At 69.0% G+C, this 21,558-nt stretch carries 20 protein-coding genes and 1 pseudogene; 17 read left to right on the top strand and 4 right to left on the bottom strand.

All coding sequences use genetic code 11. The annotated features are described in order from the left end of the window. Positions 1–404 precede the first annotated feature (404 nt). Positions 405–536 carry a hypothetical protein gene (locus Q4A20_RS04885; RefSeq protein ID WP_303120896.1) on the bottom strand — a complete coding sequence of 44 codons (132 nt, stop codon included), beginning with the start codon at positions 534–536 and terminating at the stop codon, positions 405–407. Between the two features lie 180 nt (positions 537–716). Here Q4A20_RS04885 and Q4A20_RS04880 point away from each other — a divergent pair, with 180 nt between their 5' ends. The 12 genes from Q4A20_RS04880 to Q4A20_RS04825 all read left to right on the top strand — a co-directional run bounded on the left by Q4A20_RS04880 (position 717) and on the right by Q4A20_RS04825 (position 13,194). Further along, complete coding sequence (locus Q4A20_RS04880) at positions 717–1,469, top strand: hypothetical protein (protein ID WP_303120911.1); 753 nt, start codon at positions 717–719, stop codon at positions 1,467–1,469. Between the two features lies 1 nt (position 1,470). Then, positions 1,471–2,550 (top strand): HAD-IIA family hydrolase, encoded by a 1,080-nt coding sequence (locus Q4A20_RS04875; protein WP_303120909.1) that lies wholly within the window; start codon positions 1,471–1,473, stop codon positions 2,548–2,550. 25 nt (positions 2,551–2,575) lie between these two features. Next, positions 2,576–2,752 carry a hypothetical protein gene (locus tag Q4A20_RS04870; protein ID WP_303120894.1) on the top strand — a complete coding sequence of 59 codons (177 nt, stop codon included), beginning with the start codon at positions 2,576–2,578 and terminating at the stop codon, positions 2,750–2,752. 23 nt (positions 2,753–2,775) lie between these two features. Further along, entirely contained in the window at positions 2,776–3,687 is a 912-nt protein-coding gene (locus tag Q4A20_RS04865) for a TlyA family RNA methyltransferase (protein WP_303120892.1), read from the top strand. Between the two features lie 109 nt (positions 3,688–3,796). Further along, positions 3,797–4,681: an NAD kinase gene (locus Q4A20_RS04860; RefSeq protein ID WP_368502437.1), complete on the top strand. Its 885-nt coding sequence runs from the start codon at positions 3,797–3,799 to the stop codon at positions 4,679–4,681. Continuing rightward, complete coding sequence (gene recN / locus Q4A20_RS04855) at positions 4,678–6,495, top strand: DNA repair protein RecN (protein ID WP_303120890.1); 1,818 nt, start codon at positions 4,678–4,680, stop codon at positions 6,493–6,495. Before Q4A20_RS04860 ends, recN begins: the two co-directional genes overlap by 4 nt. 56 nt (positions 6,496–6,551) lie before the next feature. Next, complete coding sequence (steA, locus tag Q4A20_RS04850; RefSeq protein ID WP_303120906.1) at positions 6,552–7,790, top strand: putative cytokinetic ring protein SteA; 1,239 nt, start codon at positions 6,552–6,554, stop codon at positions 7,788–7,790. Between the two features lie 18 nt (positions 7,791–7,808). Continuing rightward, positions 7,809–8,732, top strand: coding sequence for a copper transporter (locus Q4A20_RS04845; protein ID WP_303120888.1), 924 nt, complete (start codon positions 7,809–7,811; stop codon positions 8,730–8,732). 20 nt (positions 8,733–8,752) lie between these two features. Continuing rightward, the gene (locus Q4A20_RS04840; protein WP_303120886.1) at positions 8,753–9,667 is read left to right on the top strand and encodes a hypothetical protein; all 915 of its coding nucleotides are present in this window, start codon (positions 8,753–8,755) and stop codon (positions 9,665–9,667) included. Positions 9,668–9,738: 71 nt separating this feature from the next. After that, positions 9,739–11,334, top strand: a complete 1,596-nt coding sequence (murJ, locus tag Q4A20_RS04835) for a murein biosynthesis integral membrane protein MurJ (RefSeq protein WP_303120884.1) — start codon at positions 9,739–9,741, stop codon at positions 11,332–11,334. Next, complete coding sequence (locus Q4A20_RS04830) at positions 11,331–12,506, top strand: glycosyltransferase family 4 protein (protein ID WP_303120882.1); 1,176 nt, start codon at positions 11,331–11,333, stop codon at positions 12,504–12,506. The genes murJ and Q4A20_RS04830 overlap by 4 nt, the downstream gene beginning before the upstream one ends. Positions 12,507–12,522: 16 nt before the next feature. Then, positions 12,523–13,194, top strand: a complete 672-nt coding sequence (locus Q4A20_RS04825) for an NUDIX domain-containing protein (RefSeq protein ID WP_303120880.1) — start codon at positions 12,523–12,525, stop codon at positions 13,192–13,194. 5 nt (positions 13,195–13,199) lie between these two features. Here the strand turns inward: Q4A20_RS04825 and Q4A20_RS04820 are convergent, their stop codons facing one another. Together Q4A20_RS04820 and Q4A20_RS04815 are read right to left on the bottom strand one after the other, a co-directional pair. After that, positions 13,200–14,117 (bottom strand): hypothetical protein, encoded by a 918-nt coding sequence (locus Q4A20_RS04820; protein WP_303120878.1) that lies wholly within the window; start codon positions 14,115–14,117, stop codon positions 13,200–13,202. A gap of 177 nt (positions 14,118–14,294) precedes the next feature. After that, on the bottom strand, positions 14,295–14,852 hold the full coding sequence (locus tag Q4A20_RS04815; protein WP_303120876.1) for a hypothetical protein: 558 nt from the start codon (positions 14,850–14,852) through the stop codon (positions 14,295–14,297). An 18-nt stretch (positions 14,853–14,870) separates the two neighbouring features. On the opposite strand from Q4A20_RS04815, the pseudogene Q4A20_RS04810 reads away from it, so the two are divergent. The 3 genes and pseudogenes from Q4A20_RS04810 to Q4A20_RS04800 all read left to right on the top strand — a co-directional run. Continuing rightward, positions 14,871–15,767: pseudogene (locus Q4A20_RS04810) on the top strand (gluconate:H+ symporter); the annotation flags it as partial. 42 nt (positions 15,768–15,809) lie between these two features. Further along, a complete protein-coding gene (gene garR / locus Q4A20_RS04805; protein ID WP_368502436.1) occupies positions 15,810–16,703 on the top strand; it encodes a 2-hydroxy-3-oxopropionate reductase in 894 nt (297 codons plus the stop codon). A 98-nt stretch (positions 16,704–16,801) separates the two neighbouring features. Continuing rightward, the gene (locus Q4A20_RS04800; RefSeq protein ID WP_303120874.1) at positions 16,802–17,062 is read left to right on the top strand and encodes a hypothetical protein; all 261 of its coding nucleotides are present in this window, start codon (positions 16,802–16,804) and stop codon (positions 17,060–17,062) included. Between the two features lie 22 nt (positions 17,063–17,084). On the opposite strand, the gene Q4A20_RS04795 is transcribed toward Q4A20_RS04800, so the two are convergent. Continuing rightward, on the bottom strand, positions 17,085–19,628 hold the full coding sequence (locus tag Q4A20_RS04795; RefSeq protein ID WP_303120872.1) for a DNA topoisomerase (ATP-hydrolyzing) subunit A: 2,544 nt from the start codon (positions 19,626–19,628) through the stop codon (positions 17,085–17,087). An 81-nt stretch (positions 19,629–19,709) separates the two neighbouring features. Here Q4A20_RS04795 and Q4A20_RS04790 point away from each other — a divergent pair, with 81 nt between their 5' ends. Continuing rightward, complete coding sequence (locus Q4A20_RS04790; protein WP_303120870.1) at positions 19,710–20,312, top strand: DUF5998 family protein; 603 nt, start codon at positions 19,710–19,712, stop codon at positions 20,310–20,312. Further along, positions 20,309–21,550, top strand: coding sequence for an alkaline phosphatase family protein (locus Q4A20_RS04785; RefSeq protein WP_303120868.1), 1,242 nt, complete (start codon positions 20,309–20,311; stop codon positions 21,548–21,550). Before Q4A20_RS04790 ends, Q4A20_RS04785 begins: the two co-directional genes overlap by 4 nt. The last annotated feature ends 8 nt before the right edge of the window (positions 21,551–21,558 follow it).

The raw sequence follows: 21,558 nt of genomic DNA, 5'->3' as shown, positions 1-21,558 counted from the left end.
CACTGCCGGCACCCCACACCCACCCACAACCACACACCAACAACAAAAGACAGCTTCTACCGGTTTCGGGGTAGTGAGCGCCGGTGCCGACGCACCGGGGGTGGTACACGGAGGTACGAACAGATAACCCTGCCGACTGCGAGCAGGAAGCCCCTACCGGCCGGCTACCGCTCCTAGACTGTCTTCTAACTATCATCACGGCCCACAGCCACTACAAGCCGCACCACGAAGTAGAGTAGTGGGGCTTAGGGTATGCGGCGCCGGCTGCGCCGGCCGTCGAGTGAGAAAGAAGGAACATGGCGTACGACAGGCGTGAGGACCGTTCCGGTTCCAGGGATCCGCGTGGCAAGGGCGGAGACCGGCATGGTTTCGGCCGTCGGAATGACGGTGACTCTTATTCACGTTCAGTCGGCGGCCGACGGAGCGGAGATGGTCGTCGGGACCGTGGAGCGGATGACGGCGGGGGACGCTTCGGAGGTGGCCGTCCGGACGAGCGCGGCCGTCGTCAGCGCGACAGATCCGGCCGCAGGGAACACAGACGCGATGATGGCAGGGGCCGTAACCGCGGAGGGGGGGCCAGGCCTCCTCAGCGGACACGGGTGCCGGAGCCGCCGGTGCCGGAGGATGTGGCCGCCCATAACCTGGAGGCATCGGCTCGGCGGGAGCTGCGTGCCCTAGGAAGGGCGAACGCTGAGAATGTGGCTCGGCATCTGGTGATGGTGCAACGGCTGCTCGATTCCGACCCGGAGTTGGCCTACCAGCATGCCCGGTACGCGGCGTCGCACGCCGGGCGCGTTGCGGTGGTACGCGAGTCGGCCGGAATCGCGGCATACCTGTCAGGTCATTACAGCGAAGCCCTGCGTGAGATTCGGGCCGCCCGGCGTTTGTCCGGGCTGGACCTGCACCGTGCCATAGAGGCGGATTGCGAGCGCGCCCTAGGACGCTACAACCAGGCAATAAAGGTCGCGCAGGAGGCCGATCCAAGCCAGCTCGACGATATTGAAGAGGCGGAGATCGCCATGGTGATCTCGGGGGTGCGCCACGACATGGGGCAGAGCGAATTGGGTCTCATGGTGATCGAGGAGGCGATCATGATGTTCCGCGGTGACCGCGAGACACTCCGCCGACTCCACTCCGTGCGCGCGGACCGTCTGGAAGAGCTCGGGCGGAACGAAGAGGCCGCCAGTGTTCGCCGACGCATCGGGATGGTCGAGGAGCAGGATCACATTGATGAGGTCGAGGTCTACGACATTGAGGATGACTACGAACAATCTGAGGGAGTGCCACACCCGGACATGAATCAAGGGCTGCGGGCTTCCGGTAACGATGAGGTGGCGTCCGCCGATGGGTCGCTTGACGCAGCCGGGGCGCCGGAGGACGACGGACCGGTCGGACGGCCCGATGCAGTCGTCGCTGACGACGACGTCGCAGCAGCGGCGGAGGGAGAGGCTGAGGAGCATCGTGGATAATTTGATCAAGAACAGCACCGGGAGCACGTCCGGCTTCCTAAACGGCTGCGGTGAGCCCCTGGCCGCGGTCTACGACGTCGCTCTGCTGGATCTTGACGGCGTGTGTTTCGCCGGGGACGCGCGCGTTCCGTACGCCGCTGCGGGTGCCAACGGGGCGCGCGAGTGCGGGATGCGTCTGGTCTTCGTGACAAACAATGCGTCGCGCGCCCCGCAGGCCGTGGTCGACAAGCTCTCCCGCAACGACATTGTGGCTTCAGAGGAGGAGGTCTTCTCCGCCGCCATGGACGCCGCGGCCCTGCTTCACGAGCATCTGTCCGACGGCGCTCCCGTGTTCGTCATCGGCGGTGAGGGCCTTCGGCAAGCGCTCACCGCAGAGGGATTCACCGTCGTCGCCTCGGCGCAGGACAGGCCGGCCGCCGTCGTACAGGGCTGGGACCCCGCGGTCGACTGGGCGATGATGTCTGAAGGACTGTACGCGATCACCGACGGTGCCCTACACGTCGCTACCAACCTGGACGCAACGCTGCCCACCGAGCGTGGCTTCGCCCTCGGGAACGGGAGCCTGGTGGCCGCGGTCGCCAACGCCTCGGGACGCAGGCCCTTGGCCGGGGGCAAACCTCATCCGGGCATCTACCGGCGTGCGTTGCGTCGTGTAGGAGGCACCAGGCCGCTCGCCGTCGGCGACCGGCTCAATACCGACCACGTTGGGGCGCGGGCCGCGGGCATCCCCGGCCTGCACGTGCTCACCGGCGTCAGCACCGCCCGCGATGTGCTGCTGGCCTCGCCCGAGGAACGGCCGACTTTCTTGCACACGGACCTGCGCGGCCTGCTGCAGCCCCACCCCGTGCCCGCGCGCATCATCAATGATGGTGAGGTCTGGTGGCAGGTCGGTGACGAGTGTTGGCGGGCGACCGGAGCAGGCCTGGAGAGCCGGAGCGCCGGACTGCTCGACGATGCCGCGACGGTTGCGGTCAGCCTGGACGCGTATCGCGCACTCGCCTGCGCGCTATGGGAGTATGCCGATGCCCACGGCGGCCGCACGGAGGTACTGAACGTGCCGGAACTCGAAGTGTCCTCTTGAACGTGACGACGCCTGGAGCACACGGATGAACGCCGCACCTCGCCCGGTTCCGCCCTCCCCGCCCGGGGCCGCCCGTGACGCCGTGCCGGAGTTGGCGGCACGGCTTGAGGCCGTCGCTGAACTGCCACTGGAGGAACGCGCCGCTCAACTCGCAGCCATACGTGAGAGGCTGTCATCCGATTTGCGTCAGACCGAGAACTGATCCCGGACCCGAACCCCGACCCCATGGCACGACTAATCCGCATCGATTCAGAACTCGTTCGGCGAGGGCTCGCCCGCTCCCGTGCCCACGCCGCGCGGCTCATTGGCGACGGCCACGTGACCCTCGACGGCGTGGTGGTGACCAAGCCCGCCCGGCAAGTCAATCCGGCACAGGCGATCGAAGTCATCGCCCCGGAGAACGACGACTACGTTTCCCGTGGCGCGCATAAGTTGGCGGGTGCGCTTGAGGCACTTCAGGAGCGCGGCCTGTGCCCGCGCGTCACCGGCCGGCGCTGCCTGGATGCCGGCGCCTCTACCGGCGGCTTCACAGACGTGCTGCTGCGCCGAGGCGCTGCTCACGTGGTTGCTGTCGACGTCGGCTACGGTCAACTCGCCTGGTCTCTGCGCAACGATCCGCGCGTGAGTGTGCTGGAACGTACTAATGTGCGCACACTCCGGCCCGAGGCGGTGACTCCCGCGCCCGAACTCGTTGTTGGCGATCTGTCGTTCATCTCACTGACCACCGTGCTGCCGGCCCTGGTCGGGGCGGCAGCCCCCGACGCCGACCTGCTGCTCATGGTAAAGCCCCAGTTCGAAGTCGGCAGGAGACGCCTTGGCCACGGGGGCGTGGTCCGCGACCCCGCACTGCACCTTGAAAGTGTGCTAACCGTGTGCGAGTGCGCCCATGCCCTGGGACTGGGCATCGACGCCGTCACCGCCTCGCCGCTGCCCGGTCCGGCCGGGAACGTCGAGTATTTTGTGAACATGCACGCCGGACGGGCCGGCTCACCGACGGATCTGGTCGGTCCGGCATTGCAGGACGAGATTCGATGCGCAGTTGCCGCCGGACCCGCCGGAGACAGCTCCACACGCAACACACATCTCCCGGAAGGAGGCGGACATGACCACCGGAACCATTCCCGCGACCACGCCTGAAGTCGCCTCCGAGGAAGCGTCGGGGAAGAGTGCAGCGGGTGCCGACGCGACTGGCATGCAGGTGGTCCAGAACCCCTTGGCCCTGCGCCGGCCGCAGCTGAGACGCGTCATGCTTCTCCAGCGCGATCTGAACGACAAACCGGTCCCGCCCCACCGCAAGGCGGCTCCCACCGCCACCGCCGTGGCCCGCGCGGAGGCAGCGTTGCGGGCGCACGGCGTCGAGCCCGTGGAGCCCGGATTCGAGGGCGACGTGGACCTGGTGCTGGTCATGGGGGGCGACGGCACCATTCTGCGCGCCAGCGAAGTCGCCCGCGATCGGGACGTACCGCTGCTGGGAATCAACACCGGGCATGTCGGCTTTCTCGCCGAGGCCGACCCGGACGCCGTGGAACAGGTCGTCGCCGACCTTGTAGCCGGCCATTATGTGGTCGACACCCGCATGACCGTTGATGTGGAGGTGCACGCCCCGGACGGGGCGGTTACCCGCGACTGGGCCCTCAATGAGGCCGCACTGGAGAAGCGCGACCGTGCCCGCATGGTCGAGGTGGCCGTCGGCGTCGACGGTCAGGCGGTATCCTCCTTCGGCTGCGACGGGCTGGTCATGTCCACACCCACGGGCTCCACCGCCTACGCCTATTCCGGCGGAGGCCCCGTAATCTGGCCCGAGGTGGAGGCCCTGTTGCTCGTGCCGCTGTCAGCGCACGCCCTGTTCACACGCCCGCTGGTTGTAGGCCCCGATTCCCGCCTGGAGGTGGTCATTTACCATGCCGGCTTCGGTGGAGCGGAGGTGTGGTGCGATGGCCGCCGCTGCCTGGACGCCCCCACCGGCTCGCGCATCTGCGTCACCCGCGCCGAGCGGCCGGTGCGGCTGGCCCGGTTGAACAAGGCTCCCTTCGCCACTCGCCTGGTACGTAAATTCGATCTGCCCGTGCAGGGATGGCGCACCGCCGAGGCGTCCGCCGCCTTGACGGACCGGGACGGCGACATACGGTGATCGAGTCGCTGCACATTGAGAACCTCGGGGTGATCGAGGAGGCCGACTTGAATCTAAGCCCCGGGTTGACCGCCCTGACCGGAGAGACCGGCGCCGGCAAGACCATGGTGCTCACCTCGCTGGGGCTGCTCCTGGGACAGCGGGCCGAGTCCGCAGTCGTGCGGGCCGGAGCCGATCGGGCCCTGGTAGAGGGAGCCTTCATCCTGTCTCCTTCGTCGCATGCGGCGAGCCGTGCCGTCGAGTCCGGCGCCGAACTCGACGAGGATCTGCTACTCGCCTCGCGCGTCGTTCCGGCATCCGGACGCTCCCGGGCACATCTGGGCGGCCGCGCCGTCCCCTCGGCGGTACTGGCCGACGTCGGAGCCCGCCTCGTGTCCGTACACGGGCAGGCGGATCAGTTGCGCCTACGTTCGGCCTCGGCGCAGCGCGCCGCACTCGACGGCCTCGGCGGGCCGAGTCATGCAGCCCTGTGTCGCCGCTACGCGGAGGCCTACCAGACCAGGAACACGGCGGCCGCGGCACTGGAGCAGTGGCGCGCCGGCGCCGAGTCACGCCGCGTCGAGGCCGAAGACCTGAGACGATGGCTGGAGCAGCTGGACCAGCTCGCCCCACAGCCGGGGGAGGACACCGCTCTTACCAGGGAGGCCGAACGGCTGGACCACGCCGAGGACCTGCGCCGTGCCGCCGCCGCGGCTCGCATCGCACTGGCCGGAGACGAGGAGGCCACCGCAGATGCCCCGGACGTCATGGCCCTTACCGCCGCCGGCGACCGGGCCCTGGCCCAAGTGGCCGGCCTCGATCCCGCCCTGAACGCGTTGGCCGACCGGCTGCATCAGCTCAGCATCGTCACCGCGGACCTGGCCGGTGAATTCGCCGAGTATCTCGCATCCCTGGACGCAGATCCCGCCCGCCTGGCCTGGGTACAGGACCGCCGTGCGGAACTCGCCCGGGCCTGCCGGGAGATCGGCGGTCCCACCACCCGGCTCGACGACGTCGACGCCCTGCTCGCCTGGGGAGAGGCTGCCGCCGCCCGCCTGGATGAGCTCGAAGGCCCCCACGGCACCGCCGAGGCCCTGACCGAGGCGTTCGCCGAGGCGGAGAGCACGCTTGCCGACGTCGCCGGTGAACTGTCAGGCGCTCGGAGGCTTCTTGCCGAGCGCCTGCAACAGGAGGTCAATGCTGAGCTCGCCGGGCTGGAGATGAAGGAAGCGCGCCTGGTCGTGGAGCTCCAACCGCGCGAGGAACCGGGACCCACCGGTGCCGAGACCGTGGTCCTGCGGCTCGTCTCCCACCCCGGGGCACCCGCCCTGCCGCTCGGGAAGGGAGCCTCCGGCGGCGAACTGTCCCGCATCATGCTGGCCCTCGAGGTGGTACTGGCGGAGGCGGTGCCCGCAGCTCCGGGGCCCGGCGTCCGGGAGGGCGCGTCCGCCCACCACCGGCGCACTTTCGTATTCGATGAGATCGACTCCGGTGTGGGCGGACGGGCAGCCGGGGAGATCGGTCGCCGCCTGGCACGGCTCGCCCGTCGTTACCAGGTTGTGGTAGTCACCCACCTCGCGCAGGTGGCGGCTTGGGCGGATACGCAACTGGTGGTGCTGAAGGAGACGGCGGCCAACGACGTACAGACCGCCGTGATGCCGCAGCGTCCCGGTGCAGATCGTCCGTCCGTGCGGACTCGGGTCACGGCCGTCACCGGTCCGGCCCGAGTGCGGGAACTGGCACGCATGCTCTCCGGCCATGAGAACTCCGAAGCGGCCCTTCGGCATGCCGCTGAGCTGATTGACGAGGCCCACGTGGCAGAATCCCGGTCGTGAGGCTCCCGTTTCCGTTCCGCAAGCAGGCCCCGCCAGAACCGGACCGCCCCAGCGGCATGGTCCGGGTGGACGCGCGCACCAAGAAACTCACTAAGCGACTCCAGCCCGGTGAAATCGCGGTCATCGACCATGTCGATCTTGACCGGGTGGCGGCCGAGGCCCTGGTCGAATGCAAGCCGGCGGCCGTCCTGAACGCGGCCCCCTCCGTATCCGGCCGCTACCCGAACCTCGGCCCCGGCATCCTCATTGACGCGGGCATCCCGTTGGTCGACGACCTCGGCCCGGACATCATGCGTTTGCACGACGGACAGCGCATAACCATTGAACTCGACTCCGACTCCGACCATCCTGGCGCGGTGCACGTAGAGGGCCGCGGCGGACACCGCCACGGACACCGGTCGGCCGCCCAGACTGCCTCCGGTGCGGGAGGCAGCCATGACTCCGCCATCCTCGCCGAGGGCGTCATTCAGACGCGGCAGAGCATTGATGCGCTCATGGAAGATGCCAGGCAGGGACTGGCGGTCCAACTCGAAGCATTCGCCGCCAACACCCTGGAGTACATGCGTGGCGAACGCGACCTGCTACTCAATGGCGTTGGCATTCCGGAGATCCGTACCTCCATGAGCGGCAGGCACGTGTTGATCGTGGTGCGCGGCTACTCCTACAAGGAAGACCTCCAGGCCCTGAAACCCTACATCCGCGAGTATAAACCGGTCATCATCGGAGTCGACGGCGGTGCGGACGCGGTCCTGGAAGCCGGACTCAAACCGGCCATGATCGTCGGCGACATGGACTCCGTGTCCGACAAGGCCCTGGCCTCGGGCGCCGAGATCATTGTTCACGCTTACCGTGATGGGCGCGCACCCGGGCTCAAACGAGTCGAGGACCTCGGCGTGGAACACACCGTTTTCGCCGCCACCGGTACCAGTGAAGACATCGCCATGCTGATGGCCGATGAGGCGGGCGCCGAATTGATCGTCGCCCTGGGCACACACGCCACCCTGCTGGAGTTCCTCGACAAGGGACGCGCCGGCATGTCCTCCACCTTCCTCACCCGCCTCAAGGTTGGTGGGCGACTCATCGACGCCAAGGGCGTGTCCCGCCTGTACCGCACCCGCATCTCCGGCTGGCAGCTGGGGCTGCTGGCACTGGCGGGATTGATCGCCCTGTTCGTCGCCCTCGCCGCCACCCCCGCGGGCCAGACCTTCCTCGGCCTGTCCGGAGCAGTGTGGGACGATCTGGTCAACTTCTTCCGGTCCCTCGTAGGACTCACGCCGAACACACCCTCCGTCTGAGCAAGTACAGGATTCTTCATGATTGACTTTCGCTACCACCTGGTCTCGCTCATCTCCGTCTTCCTCGCCCTCGCCGTGGGCGTCGTCCTGGGGGCGGGGCCGCTGCAGAACTCGCTCGGCACGGCGCTCAACGATCAGGTCAGTTCCTTGCGGGCGGACCGCAACGATCTGCAAACCCGTCTGGAACAGACCGCGGCGGCCGTCAATGAACGTGACGAGTACATAAAGGCGACTGCCGAGTCCTTGCTGCCCGGAGTCCTGAATGGGCGCAGAGTCGCCGTCGTCACCATGCCCGGTGCGGAGCGCAATGACATCGACACCGTCATTACCGAACTCGGGACCGCAGGCGCCACCGTCGTCCGCCGTGTCAACTTGAGCACCGCCTGGGCGGAGACCGCACGCGAGTCCTTCCGCTCCACCTACTCCGGTCAATTCGCCCCGTACCTGGATGCCGCCGCCGCGGACGGCAATGCCGTACTCGGGCAGGGGCTAGCCACTGCTCTGACCACCGAGGGTGAGAATGCCACCGCCCTGATGGGGCTGCTCACTGCATCCGACACGCCACTTGTCACCGAGGACACTCCGCCATCCGGTCCGGCCGACATGATCGTCGTAATCGGTCCGCGGACGGTTGCCTCCCCTAATGGCGGGGAGCCGACCGCCGCGGCCACGCCCGAGCAGGACGCGTCAGCCTGGGTCGCGGCACTGACCGGTGTCGCTTCTGTCTCCACCACTGCGGTTGTCGGCGCCGCCGACGCCCGTGCGGACATCGTCTCCGCCCTGCGCACCTCCGAGGCGCCGGTGACCACAGTTGACTCCATAGGCCAGGCCACGGCCGCCGTATCCACCCCCCTAGCGCTTGCGGCCGTCGCTGCGGGTACGGTGGGCGATTACGGCTTCGATGACGGAGCCGACGCCGTCATCCCGCCCGTTTCCCGCTGACGCCGGTTACGCTTGCGGTCATGATGCCAACCAGTTCTCCGGCAGGTGGGCTCTCTCCACTGGTCGCTGCCGGCGCATCCGGCCTCACCACGGCGGCCTGCGCCGCCGGACTCGGAGCTGTAAGAGGCGTGTCGCAGCGGCTGCGACGCGTCAACTACCGCGGACGTACTGTGAATCTGCGTGGTGGTGTGGCGGTGGCAGCCGGTGCCGTCGCGGCGGGATCCTGCGTTGGGAGAACGCTCCCCGACGCCGCCGAACCAGCTGGTGCCAAGGCTGCGATCGCCTCCGTCACGGCGACTTTGGCCGCGGGCGTGGCGGGCCTCATCGACGACCTTGATGCCGGTGCGCATGACGGTGATACACCCGCCAAGGGGTTGAGCGGGCATCTGGCGGCTCTGCGTCGGGGTCACCTGACCACAGGCGCGCTGAAGGTGGCGGTGATCGGCGCCTCCGCTTTGGCAGCGGGCACTGTTATCGCCGCGACGCGGAGCCGTGGCGGAACAGTGCGTACGGCGGTCGATGCCGCGACCAGCGCCGTCGTGATCGCGTCCTGGGCCAATCTTCACAACCTGCTCGATCTGCGTCCCGGGCGTGCGCTCAAGGTTGCGGCCCTGACCACGGCGCCGTTGTTGGCCGACCCACGTCCACAGGCCTCGGTCAGCCGGATGCTGGCGGCAGGGGCCCTGGGCACGACCACCGCGGCCATGCCCGCGGATCTAGGCGAGACCACCATGCTCGGCGACACCGGGGCCAACGCCCTGGGTGCCCTGGTGGGTGCCGCCCTGGCCGCCCACCCCAGTGCCGTACTTCGCACCGTCGCCGCCACCACCGGGACGGGACTGGTTCTGACCAGTGAGCGGGTCTCCTTCAGCCGTGTGATCGAGGCCAATCCCATCCTTTCGGCCGTCGACCGCCTTGGGCGCGCGGACCAGTGACCGGGCCGATCACCTCCACGGCTTCTGACGCCGCCGAACACGGCGCGACGAAGGGTAGTCGACGCGGCCTCATGAGTGCCGCCGGGGGAGTAGCCGGGCTCACCTTGGTTTCGCGTGCGCTTGGTTTTCTGCGCTGGATCGTGCAGGCAACGACCGTTGGCGCGGGCACGGTCGCCGGCGCCTACGCCACTGCCAACCAGATCCCCAATGTGCTGTATGAGGTGGTGGTGGGTGGAGCGCTGGCGGCCACCGTGGTACCGCTGCTGGCCGGACCCGTGGGGGCGGGCCGCGAGGCTGAGGTTTCTCGCACCACCTCAGCGCTGCTGGGACTGGTACTGATGGTCCTGACCCCGCTAGCCGTTCTCCTGGCCGCATGCGCAGGTACGGTCGCAGGCTGGTTCCCCGTCTCCCACGGCGTGGCTCCCGCCATTCAACACGACCTGGTGGCGTCCTTCCTGCGCATGTTCGCGGTGCAGATCCCCCTGTACGGCGTTGGCGTGGTGCTCACCGGCGTGCTGCAGGCGCACGGCCGTTTCACTTGGCCGGCACTCACCCCGGTGCTATCCAGCCTGGTGGTGATGGCGACATACGCCGTGTACGGGGCGCTCACCCGAGGATCGGAGACCGCTTCCTCGGCGGCGCTGCAGGTGCTCGGCTGGGGGACGACACTGGGTGTGGCGGCACTGTCGCTGCCGCTGCTGTGGCCTGCGCGCCGGCTGGGGGTCCGGCTGCGACCTACCCTGCGCCTGGGGCACGGCACCGCGGCGAAGGCGCTGCGCCTTGGCGGCGCCGGGGTATGGACGCTGATCGCCCAGCAGCTCAGCGTCCTGGCGGTGCTGGCGCTCGCTCGCGCCGGCGGCACTACCGGCACCGTCGCCGTTTACCAGTACACACAGGCCGTCTACGTACTGCCCTATGCGGTACTTGTGGTACCCGTGGCCACCGTCATCTATCCGCGGCTGGCGACTGCCTTCACGCGTGCAGGCAATGACGCGCGCACGCTCACCGCCTCTTCCACCGCGTTGGTGACGGGTGTGGCCGTGACCGGGGCGGGCATGCTGCTGGCCGCCGCCCACGGTGCGGAGCGGTTCTTCGCTCAGCTGGCCGAGGTTGAAGGCATGGGTGCTTCCCTGGCCCTTTTGGCCCCTGGCCTGGTGGGTTACTCACTGATCTATCAGGTCACGCGTGCGCTGTATGCGGCTGATCGGGCCCGCGCCGCCGCTGGTGCCGCAGTTGCAGGTTGGCTGACGGTCGCGGCGGCATCCTGGCCGGCGGTGCGGTTGTTGGCTCCGCACGGCGGCGACGGTGTGGGCACGCTCAAGGGACTCGCCCTGGGCACGACCACCGGCATGTGCGTGGCCGGTGTCGGCATGCTGGTCGTGCTGGCGCGCTGCATGGGGGTGGGGGTGCTGGCGCCGACGGTGCGTCTACTGGCGGCGACCGCCCCGATTGCTGCCGTGTTCGGGCTGGTCTGCAATTGGCTCAGCCGCCAGCCGGCCGGAGCCATCGGCGAGGTGGCTGTGGCGGTTGGCGGGGCGCTGGTTACCGCCGCCGTGTCTGTGGCTACCATCTGCGCCGTCGACCGGGAATCGGTGGCTTCCCTGCGCCGTCCCCGGGCTGCCGGCCGTAATATTGCGGACCAGGGTGAGTCACAGGAGGTGAAATGAGCCGATCACAGGCCGAGGGCTCTCGGCGCGCCGTATCCGGTGATGGGACGGAAGCAGGCCCGGGTCGTCTGCGCATACTGGAGGTATCGGGAAGTGCCGCCGGGGGCATGCGCGCCCACGTCGCCGAGTGTGCCCGGATCTTGGCCGGCGAGGGGCATGATGTGATTGTTGAGGCCCCATCCGATGTCATTGCGGGTGCCGATTTCGGGCAGGCCCGCTTGGAGGTGCTGTCGATCGGCGCCCGTCCCACGCTCGGCGACGGCGCCGTCATTGCCCGGTTGCGGCGGCTTGGGCGCCGGGCCGATGTGGTCCACGCCCACGGGTTGCGGGCCGGCGCGCTGGCGGCTTGGGCCCTGGGCAGGCGGCGACCGGGACGCACCCGCCTGGTGGTGACTATCCACAATCGCCCGGTGGGCGGAAGGCTGACAACCGCCGTCGGGGACAGGCTGGAGAGCCTGGTGGCCGCACGCGCGGACCATATCCTGGCGGTTAGCCCCGATCTGGCAGAAGACTTTCGCAGCAGCGGAGCGCAGCGGGTCGACCTCGCCGTCATTCCCGCTCCGCGGCGCGACGAGCGGGGCCTGGCGCCCCGTGCATCCTCGGTTGAGTCCGCGTGGCGGGGGGCCTCCGGGAGACTTCTTACCGTTGCCCGCCTGGCGCCCCAGAAGGGCCTGGACCTGCTTTTGGATACTGCGGCACTGCTGGCGGCGTCCGGCGTGGAAGGCTCCGGGACGATGGCGGGGCTGGCCTGGGCGATCGCCGGTGAGGGGCCGGGCCGGGCCGCCGCCGAGGCCCGGATCCGTGCCGAGTCGTTGCCGGTGAACCTGCTGGGGCGGCGCGAGGATGTGCCGGCACTGATGGATGCCGCCGACGTGGTCGTACAGACCAGCCTGTGGGAGGGGCAGCCGATCGCGCTTCAGGAGGCCCTGCAGGCGGGTGCCGCCATTGTTGCCACCGATGTGGGCGGGACTGCCGCCACCGCACGTGGAGGTGCGATCCTAGTGCCCCCGCAGCCACAGGTAATCGCCGAGGCCGTGGCGGGGCTGCTACGAGATGCCGAGGCCCGGTATCGGGTGCGGGAACGTGCGCGGCGTGCGGCCGAACGGCTGCCGGATGGTGCCGCGCTTGCGGCCCAGCTGGAAGCCGTTGTCGCCTGCCGTGAAGTACCGTGAATTTTAGGAGAGAACGATGAGTCAGCCGAGCCGGCTCTGGGATGTTCACGATCCGACACGCCGGGTGATCAGCCACGAGCGTGTCTGGTCGGGGCCGATTTTTGCGGTCGACGACGACGCCGTGGTGCTGGCCGAGGGGATCGCACCGGTACGTCGCCAGACGGTGGTGCACCACGACGCCGTGAATGTTGTGGCTCTGCGAGAGGGGCGCGAGTCCTCACAGTCGGACTCGGCCGCAGAGATCCTCATGGTGCGCCAGTACCGCCACCCGGTGCGAGCGATGCTGTGGGAGATTCCGGCCGGGCTGCTCGACGTGCCGGGGGAGTCTCCCCTGGCCGCCGCACAGCGTGAACTCGCCGAGGAGACCGACTATGCGGCCGCCCGCTGGGACGTGCTGGTCGACTCTTATGCCTCACCCGGCTTCACCACCGAGGGGGCACGCACCTTCTTGGCCCGTGAGCTGAAGCTGCTGCCCGGGGAGGAGCGGATTGCCCGGGAGGCCGAGGAGGCGGAGTTCGAGCCCACCTGGGTGCGTTTCGACGACGCCGTGGAGGCGGTTCTGCGTGGGAGGCTGCACAACCCTTCCACGGTGATCGGTATTCTCGCCGCCGCGCGCGTGCGGGAGGACGGCTACACGAGCCTGCGTCCGGCCGACGCCGACTGGCTGCGCAGTCCCGAGAGCCTGTGAAGCCGTCACGGCTCCTTGGTCGTGCGAGTGTTGATGGCCTGGATTTCGGCTACGGGGATGTTGGTGGTTGTGGTGGTGGTGTGGGTGTTCATGGTGCCGGTGGCGCCGTCGGTGGCGGTGTAGGTGATGGCGTAGGACACCTTGACGTCCACCGGGGTCACAGCGTCCTTGAAGTGTGCGCTGGAGCGGTCGAACACGATTACGCAGTCGGTGCCCTTGGAGTCGTTGTCCTGGGTCCAGGGGATGCCGAAGCCGGTGCAGGTCGCGGTGCCGTCCTTGGGCTGGAGCGTCAGCCGGGAGGCGGTGGCGGTGATGGTGGCGGTCACCGGGCCCGCCGTAGCCGTAACCACCGCTTCTTTGGGTGTGTCGCCGGTGGCCCAGATCCAGGTGTCCATGCCCACGACCGTGGCTTGCATGTCTCCTACCGTGGGGTTGTAGCCGATTGTGGCCGTAGGAATCGTCACCGCGTCCCACGCCGCCCGCGCCAGGGTGGCCCCGTCAATCACCGGCTCCGGCGCAGCCTGACCGGCAGGCACCCACACCGGCGGATGAGAAACTATGTGGTCCTGAATCACGTCGTAGAAGTCTCGCGGGTCGTCGTCGGCCATGTACTCCGAGGAGCAGGTTGCCACGTACCAGTGCCCCTCGGTGTCGTCCGCATGCGACTCGTAGTCGGGGTAACGGGCTTTCTGCTCCTCCAGCGCCTTCGGGTCGGAGTTGTTGTTGTTACGGTGGTAAACGTCGGATGCTGCGCCGCCCGGTGAATCAAGCCAGTCGGCCGTCTCGGCGCCCGACAGGCCCTCCATATACCAGCAAACCGGATGCACGCTCGCCGTTACCGTCTGTGAGGAGACCGTAACGCCCCCCGAACCGGAGCCATCCGACGCAGCCGACACATACTCCGCCGACACCGCAATCTGCACCGAACCATCCCCACCCGACGAAACCGAACCAGAAGCACCAGAAGACGAACCAGAACTGTTTCGTCCTCCAACTCCTGCAGCGTACGAAGGTGTACCAGGGCCCAATAGAAGGGAAAGCAGAAGTAAGACACCCATTATCGTGGCGAGCTTGTCGCTTATTGGACTAGTCTCCATGATTCAGGCCCAGCACTCGTTTGTGGAGAGTGTTCGTTCGTCGGCAGTACGCCACGTCGTATCGTCATAGACGAGTGTTACGACTCTTTCGTAGCGCCCTTGCAGTGTTTCGGGATCGGTATTCTCCGTCCCTGATGTGTCATATGAAGTCAGGCCTGCCTGATCGCTACAGACCCTGACTTCAGCCTGCGTGCTAGCTAGATCGGGCGCAGTAACAGCTACAGAGGTAATTGCTATACGCAAACCGCCACTGACGGTCTCGCCTGCGATAGGGTCGTAATGATCTTTGAGTCTCTGATACGCCTCAGGTGTGGTGAGGGGTTCGGCGTTTTCTACGCCGGTGCCGGTGAACCAGATGTTCCAGGTGACCTGGTCGTAGTTGATGAAGGCCTTGAGTACCTCGGTCTGCTGGGCGTCCAGGTCCTCGGGAATGGAGGTCACTATGTAGCGGTCGGTGGACATCGACTCCGCGGTCACCACACCCGCCGCCTCCGCGGAGGCCGCGGCGGACGCGGACGCGGCCGCGGCGGCTGCTGATTCGGAGGCGTCGGCTGAGGTCATGGCCTCGGGGTCGAAGGTGCCGACACCCTGTCGACCATGCACAGCTTCCTGCCGCCGCACCCCGGCCCCACCGCGGTCGCCGGCATGTATGACGCCTCCGTGGGCCACACCCTGGCCATCGGCCTGCTCATCGCGCTCCCCGTCGGCATCGTCGTCGCCATCGTCTGGCCGCGACTGCCCTTCGTGCGCACGGTCACCCCGGAGATCCCGCAGGGCCTCATCTCCGACAAGGAGTTCTCCGACGACGAGCTCCCGCCCATGGCCCGCTCCCTCATGGTCGCGCTGCTGCCGGTCATCCTCATCGCCGGCGCCGCGCTGTACGACATGGCCCAGCCCGCCGACAACCTGCTCACCGACATCATCGGCTTCGTCGGCTGCCCGGCCATCGCCCTGCTGATCGCGCTGCTGACCTCGATCGTCGTGTTCGGTCCCGCCGGTGGCCGGTCGATGAGCGAGGTGGCCGCCTCCATGACGGACGGCGCCAAGTCCATGGCCATGATCCTGATGGTCATTGCGGGCGGCGGCGCCTTCAAGCAGGTCCTCACCGGTGCGGGCGTGGCCGACTACATCGCCGAACTGACCGGCGGCTGGTCCATCAGCCCGATCATCCTCGCCTGGATCATCGCCGTGATCCTGCGCATCGCCCTCGGCTCGGCCTCGGTAGCCGTGGTCACCGCCGCCGGCATCGCCGCCCCGCTGGTCGCCGCCAGCGGCGTTTCCCCGGAGATCATGGTGCTGGCCACCACCTGCGGTTCGGTGGCCTTCAGCCACGTCAACGACCCCGGATTCTGGATGTTCAAGGAGTACTTCAACCTCACCGTCACCGAGGCCATCAAGGTCCGCACCACCTACACCACCGTGTTGTCGGTGCTCGGTCTGGGCGGCTGCCTGCTGCTCAGCCTATTCATCCACTGACCCAATCGCTCAATCACCGTCAAGAAAGGACACCGCATCATCATGCGCATCGGATTCATCGGTCTCGGCATCATGGGCAAGCCCATGGCCATCAACCTGGTTCACGCCGACTACGAGCTGGTCGTCTTCAACCGCAGCCCCCAGGCGGTCGCCGCCCTGGTGGCCGAGGGCGCCAGGGCCGCCAACTCGCCCCAGCAGGTCGCCGAGCAGGCCGACGTCGTGCTGACCATGTTGCCCAAAGGCCCCGACGTGCTCTCCGTCGTCGAGGGGGAGCGCGGCCTACTCGCCGGCGCCCACGCGGGCCTGACCCTCATCGACATGAGTTCCATCGCCCCCGGTGTCTCCCAGCAGATCGGCGGCCTGCTGGAGGAACAGGGCGTGGGCATGCTCGACGCCCCCGTCTCCGGCGGGGAACCCGGCGCCATCGACGGCACCCTGGCCTTCATGGTCGGCGGCCCGCAGGACCTGTTCGACCGCTACCGGGACGTCCTGGGCGTCATGGGCTCCTCGGTGACCCGGGTCGGCGAGCTCGGCGCCGGCAACACCGCGAAGCTGGCCAACCAGGTCATCGTCGCCGTCAACATCGCCGCCCTGTCCGAGGCCCTGGTGCTGGCGCACCAGGCCGGAGTGGATCCGCGCGGCGTCGTCGACGCCATCCGCGGCGGCCTGGCCGGCTCCAAGGTGCTTGAGCAGAAGGCCGAGAAGATGCTGACCGACGAGTTCGCCCCCGGCTTCCGAATCGACCTGCACACCAAGGACCTGAATAACGCCCTGGAGACCGCCCACTCCGTGGGCGCCGCCCTGCCCCTGGCCGCGGCCGTGCGTGAAATGATGACCGCCATCTCCAACGACGGCCACCTGCGCGACGACCACTCCAGCCTGCTGGCCTACTACGAGCGCCTGGCCGGCACCGCCCTGGCGGACTTGGCGGAATAGACCGGGCACCCGCCGGGAGGAGAAACCGAGATGACTGCACCCAAGATCGAGAAGTTCGAGGTCTACCCGGTCGCCGGCCGCGATGTCGGCGGCCGGGCGTGCAGACCTTCGACCTGTGCACCACGGTGCATGCCGTGACCGCCATCAGGGCGGCCATGCTGGACCTGCTGGGCAAGTACCTGGACCCGCCAGTGGCGGCCCTGCTCGGCGGAGGCCGTCTACGGCTGGAGGGCTCGGTCCGCGTCGCCCAGCTCTGCCACGACCTGGGCCTGACCTGGGGGCTGCCACTCGAACAACCACTTCGACATCTGCCTGGCGATGGTCGTCCAGTGCGGAGCCGCCGCCCCGGGCCGCAGTAGGTCCGCGCCTTCCCGGCCTGCCTCAGCCGATCCCGGCGATGGGCGCCGCCAAGGGCGTGCCCGAGGCATCCCGACGCTCATCGGCGGCCGGCAGGTCAACCGGCTGACCGCTGCCACCCACGGCACGGGCCGGGCCGACCCCCACCCAGGCGAGTACCAGCTCGTCCTCGCCGCGCAGGAAGCGCTGGGCGCGCACGCCCCCGGTCGCCCTGCCCTTGGCCGGGTAACGGTCCAGCGGGGTGACCTTCACGCTGCCGGAGCCGGTGCCGGGCAGTGCCCCAGCGCCGTCGGCCACCGTCACCACCACGGCCTCGGCCAGCAGATCGATGGGCACCGCCGCCCCGGCCACCACGCGGGCGCCCTCACGCAGGGCCACTCCCGCCATGCCGCCGGCTCCACGCCCCTGCGGACGCACCTTGGCCGCCTCGAAGCGCAGCAGGCGGGCGTCGGAGGTAACCAGCACCAGCATGTCGGAGTCGGCGGCCACCCCGGCGAAGACCACCCGGTCGCCGTCGGCCAGCGAGATGACCTCCCAGGCATCACCGTTCTTCGGCTCAGTGCCCGGCTTGACGCGTTTGACCACGCCCCCGGCGGTGGCCAGCACCACGGGGGTGGCGGAGTCATCGCCGGGGGAGCCGAGCGGCACCAGGCCGACGACCCGCTCCTCCGGCTCGATATCCGCCAGCAGTTGCGCCGGCTGGCCGCCCGCCAGGGATGGCGCCCCCTCCAGACGCGGCACCTCCGGGGCGGACAGCACCTCCAGACGCACCAGCCGACCCGCATCGGTGATCGCTCCGACGTGGCCGCGGGCCGTCGTCGCCACCTGAGAGACGAGGGCGTCATGGCGTTGCCGGCCGCCCGAGCGCGGCACGGCCTCCGCCCCGCCCACGCGGGCCACCAGGCCGGTGGCCGAAAGCAACACCCGGCACGGGTCGTCCGGAACCGTCAGCGGCACCTGCCCGGCGCCGGCCCGCAGACTCACCGCCGCCGCCTGCTGCATCGCCCGGGAGGCACCCCCGCCGGCACCTAACGCAGCCCCGGCACCTGCAGACAGCGCCCCCGTACCCGTGCCCGCCGCCTCCAACAACACCGTGCGTCGCGGCGTACCGAACTCCTCCGCCACCGCCGCCAGTTCACGGGAGACCGTGGCCCGCAGCAGGGACTCGTCATTCAGGATCGCCTCCAACTCGGCGATCTCGGCAGCCAGCTCGTCGCGCTCCTTCTCCAACTCGATCACGGAGAACTTCGTCAGACGCCGCAGCTGCAGCTCCAGGATGTAGTTCGCCTGCGGCTCGGACAGGTCGAAGACCTGCATCAGCCGCCGCCGGGCCGTGGCGGCATCCTCACTGGAGCGGATCACCTGAATGACCTCGTCGATATCCAGGATGGCGATCAGCAGTCCTTCCACCAGGTGCCGGCGCTCGCGCCGCTTGCCCAGGCGGAAACGGGTGCGCCGCTCCACCACCGTCAGGCGGTGGCGTACGAACACGTCCAGCAACTCGCGCAGTCCCAAGGTGCGCGGCTGGCCGTCCACCAGGCACACGTTGTTGATGCCGAAGGAGTCCTCCAGCGGCGTATACCGGTACAGCTGTGCCAGCACCGCCTCGGGGTTGTAGCCGTTCTTCACCCCGATCACCAGCCGGGTGCCGTGCTTGCGGTCCGTCAGGTCCGCGACGTCGGTGATGCCCTGCAGCTTCTTGGAGGCCACCGTCTCCTTGATGCGGGAGATCACCTTCTCCGGCCCCACCAGGTAGGGCAACTCGGTGACCACGATGCCCTTCTTGCGGGCGGTGATGTTCTCAATGCGAGCGGTAGCACGGGTGGAGAACTTGCCGCGGCCGGTGCGGTAGGCCTCCCGGATCCCGTCCAGGCCCACGATCATGCCGCCCGCAGGCAGGTCCGGTCCTGGAACGAAGGCCATCAGCTCCTCCAGGGTGGCGTCTGGGTGCGCGAGCAGATGCCGGGCCGCCGTCACCACCTCGGTGAGATTATGCGGAGGCATATTGGTGGCCATGCCCACGGCGATGCCGGAGGCGCCGTTGACCAGCAGATTCGGGAAGGCCGCCGGCAGCACCTCCGGCTCGGTCAGGGTGTAGTCGTAGTTGGGGGCGAAGTCGACCGTGTCCTCGTCGATGTCCGCCGTGAGCGCCAGGGCGGTGGCGGCCAGGCGGGCCTCAGTGTATCGGGGTGCTGCCGGGCCGTCGTCCAGGGAGCCGAAGTTGCCGTGCCCGTCCACCAGCGGCAGCCGCATGGTGAAGGGCTGCGCCAGCCGTACCAGGGCCTCGTAGATGGCTACGTCCCCGTGCGGGTGCAAGCGCCCCATGACGTCGCCGACGACGCGGGAGGACTTCACATGCGGCCGATCCGGACGCAGCCCCATCCGGTCCATCTGGAACAGGATGCGCCGCTGCACCGGCTTCAGGCCGTCCCGGGCGTCCGGCAGGGCGCGCGCGTAGATGACCGAGTAGGCGTACTCCAGGAAGGAGGTGCGCATCTCCGTGGGCAGATCCTGCTCCACGATGAGATGGTCGGCGGGCGGGGGTGTAGGTGGGGCGGACTTCGGCATGGTCGCATTGTGGCTCACCGCCGCTTCGCCGACGGGGCAACGACACCCGGGATTAACGGGAACGATGGCATGATCTGCCCCATGACGTGGACTGCGCAGGCTCGCCCGGGGGATGACGCCCCCACCCCGACGTCGCTGGCCGACGAGGTCACCCGTGCCGGCTACTACCCGGAACTGGTGCTCGGCACACTAGATGCCGCCGTTGCCGGAGAGGAGGTGCTGGTCGACCTGGTTCAGGCCGAGACGGTGTTCGACGACGCCGTTCACCGGCACTTGACGGTGCTGGCCCTGACCCCCAGCCGCCTGATCATCGTGCATGTGGACGACGCCCCCCGCGAGGACGGCCTGCCCGGCGCGTTGGCGACCAGTGAGGCCGTGCCGATCTCGCGTATCAAGTCCGTGGGCTTCACGCGCGGCGTATCCGAGCCGGCCGCCGACGGCGGACGCCTGACGGAGATGACCATCGCCCTGTCCTGGGGTTCTGTGCGTCGTATAGACCTCGAACCCGCAGGCTGCACCGACCCCGACTGCCAGGCCGACCACGGTCTGACCGGCGTATTGGTCCCCGACGACATCGTGGTGCGAGTGGCCGCCGGAGTCGAGGGCGATGAGGCGCTCGCCCGTGCCGAGCGCTTCGCCCGCGTCCTGTCCGCCGCCACCGCCCGGGCCGCGGCTGAAGCATGAGCGTCCCGCACCTGCGGCAGGTCTTGGCGGCGGCCGCCGCCGGTGCCGGGCTGACGCTGCGGGCGGGTCCTCCCGGGGCGATCACCGCCGCCGAGGCGCGGCGGGCGGCCACCGCCTGGGGACTACTCGGGCCCGACGGCGCCGCGGACGACTCCGGGATCGTCGTCGTCCTCGTCGACGGGCTCGGGCTGGAGCTGCTCCAGGAGCGCCGCGGGCACGCCCCCACCCTGCGCACCTGGATGGCCGACGCCGAATCCTCCCCGAGCGCAGGCGCCGCCCGCACCTGCGCCCCCTCCACCACCGCAGCCGCCCTGACCACGCTGGGCACCGGCGCCCTGCCCGGCGCCACCGGTATGGTCGGATACAGCGTGCTCAATCCCGGGTTGTCCCGAAGCCTTCCCGCCGGCGCGGTTCCCTGCGGGAAGAACAACCTGAGCCTGATCACCTGGGAGGGCGACGCCCCCGACCCGCGTCGCTGGCAGGAGGTGCCCACCGTTTTTGAACGGCTGATCCCACGGGCGCGGGCGACCGCTTCGGCGCCCCTGGCCGTGACCATTGGTCCGGGGCGCTTCGCGGGATCAGGGCTGACCGAGGCGGCACTGCGGGGCGCCCCCCACCTGGGCGCCGACCGGATGGAGGACCGGCCCGCGCTCGCCGCCGACGCCCTGCGGCGCGGGGTGCCACTGGTATACCTGTACGTCGGCGAGCTCGACCACGCCGGTCACCGCCACGGATGGCGCTCGGAGCCCTGGCTGCGTCAACTCGAACGCCTGGACCACACTATGGCGGAGCTGCTGCGTGAGGTTCCCGCCGGTACTCGAGTGCTGCTCACCGCCGACCACGGCATGGTCGACACCGACTCCGCTCATCGCCTCGATCTGACTGACAGCCCCGAGCTGTCCCGCGATATCGTCGCTGTTGCCGGGGAGCCGCGCTTCAGCCAGCTGTACGTGCCGCATTCGGACCCGGAAGTGGCCGCGGTGGTCGCCGACCGGTGGCGGAAGGTGTTGGGGGAGCGGGCCGCGTGGGTGGGCACCGCCAAGGAGGCGGCCGTATTGCTCGGGCCGGTGGGGGAGCGTACCGAAAGCGTCCTGGGGGATGTGCTGGTGGCCATGGCCGGCAACTGGGTGGTGGTCGATCCGCGCGTCCACTCCGAGAGCGCGATCGCCATGCCGGGTGTGCACGGCTCGCTGACTAACGCCGAAATGGCGGTGCCGCTGCTGCTGGCCCGGGCCTGACGGCCCCG

The organism is Actinomyces sp. (assembly GCF_030530635.1).
Lineage (GTDB): Bacteria > Actinomycetota > Actinomycetes > Actinomycetales > Actinomycetaceae > Actinomyces.
This window is presented reverse-complemented; position numbering and strand designations above follow the sequence as displayed.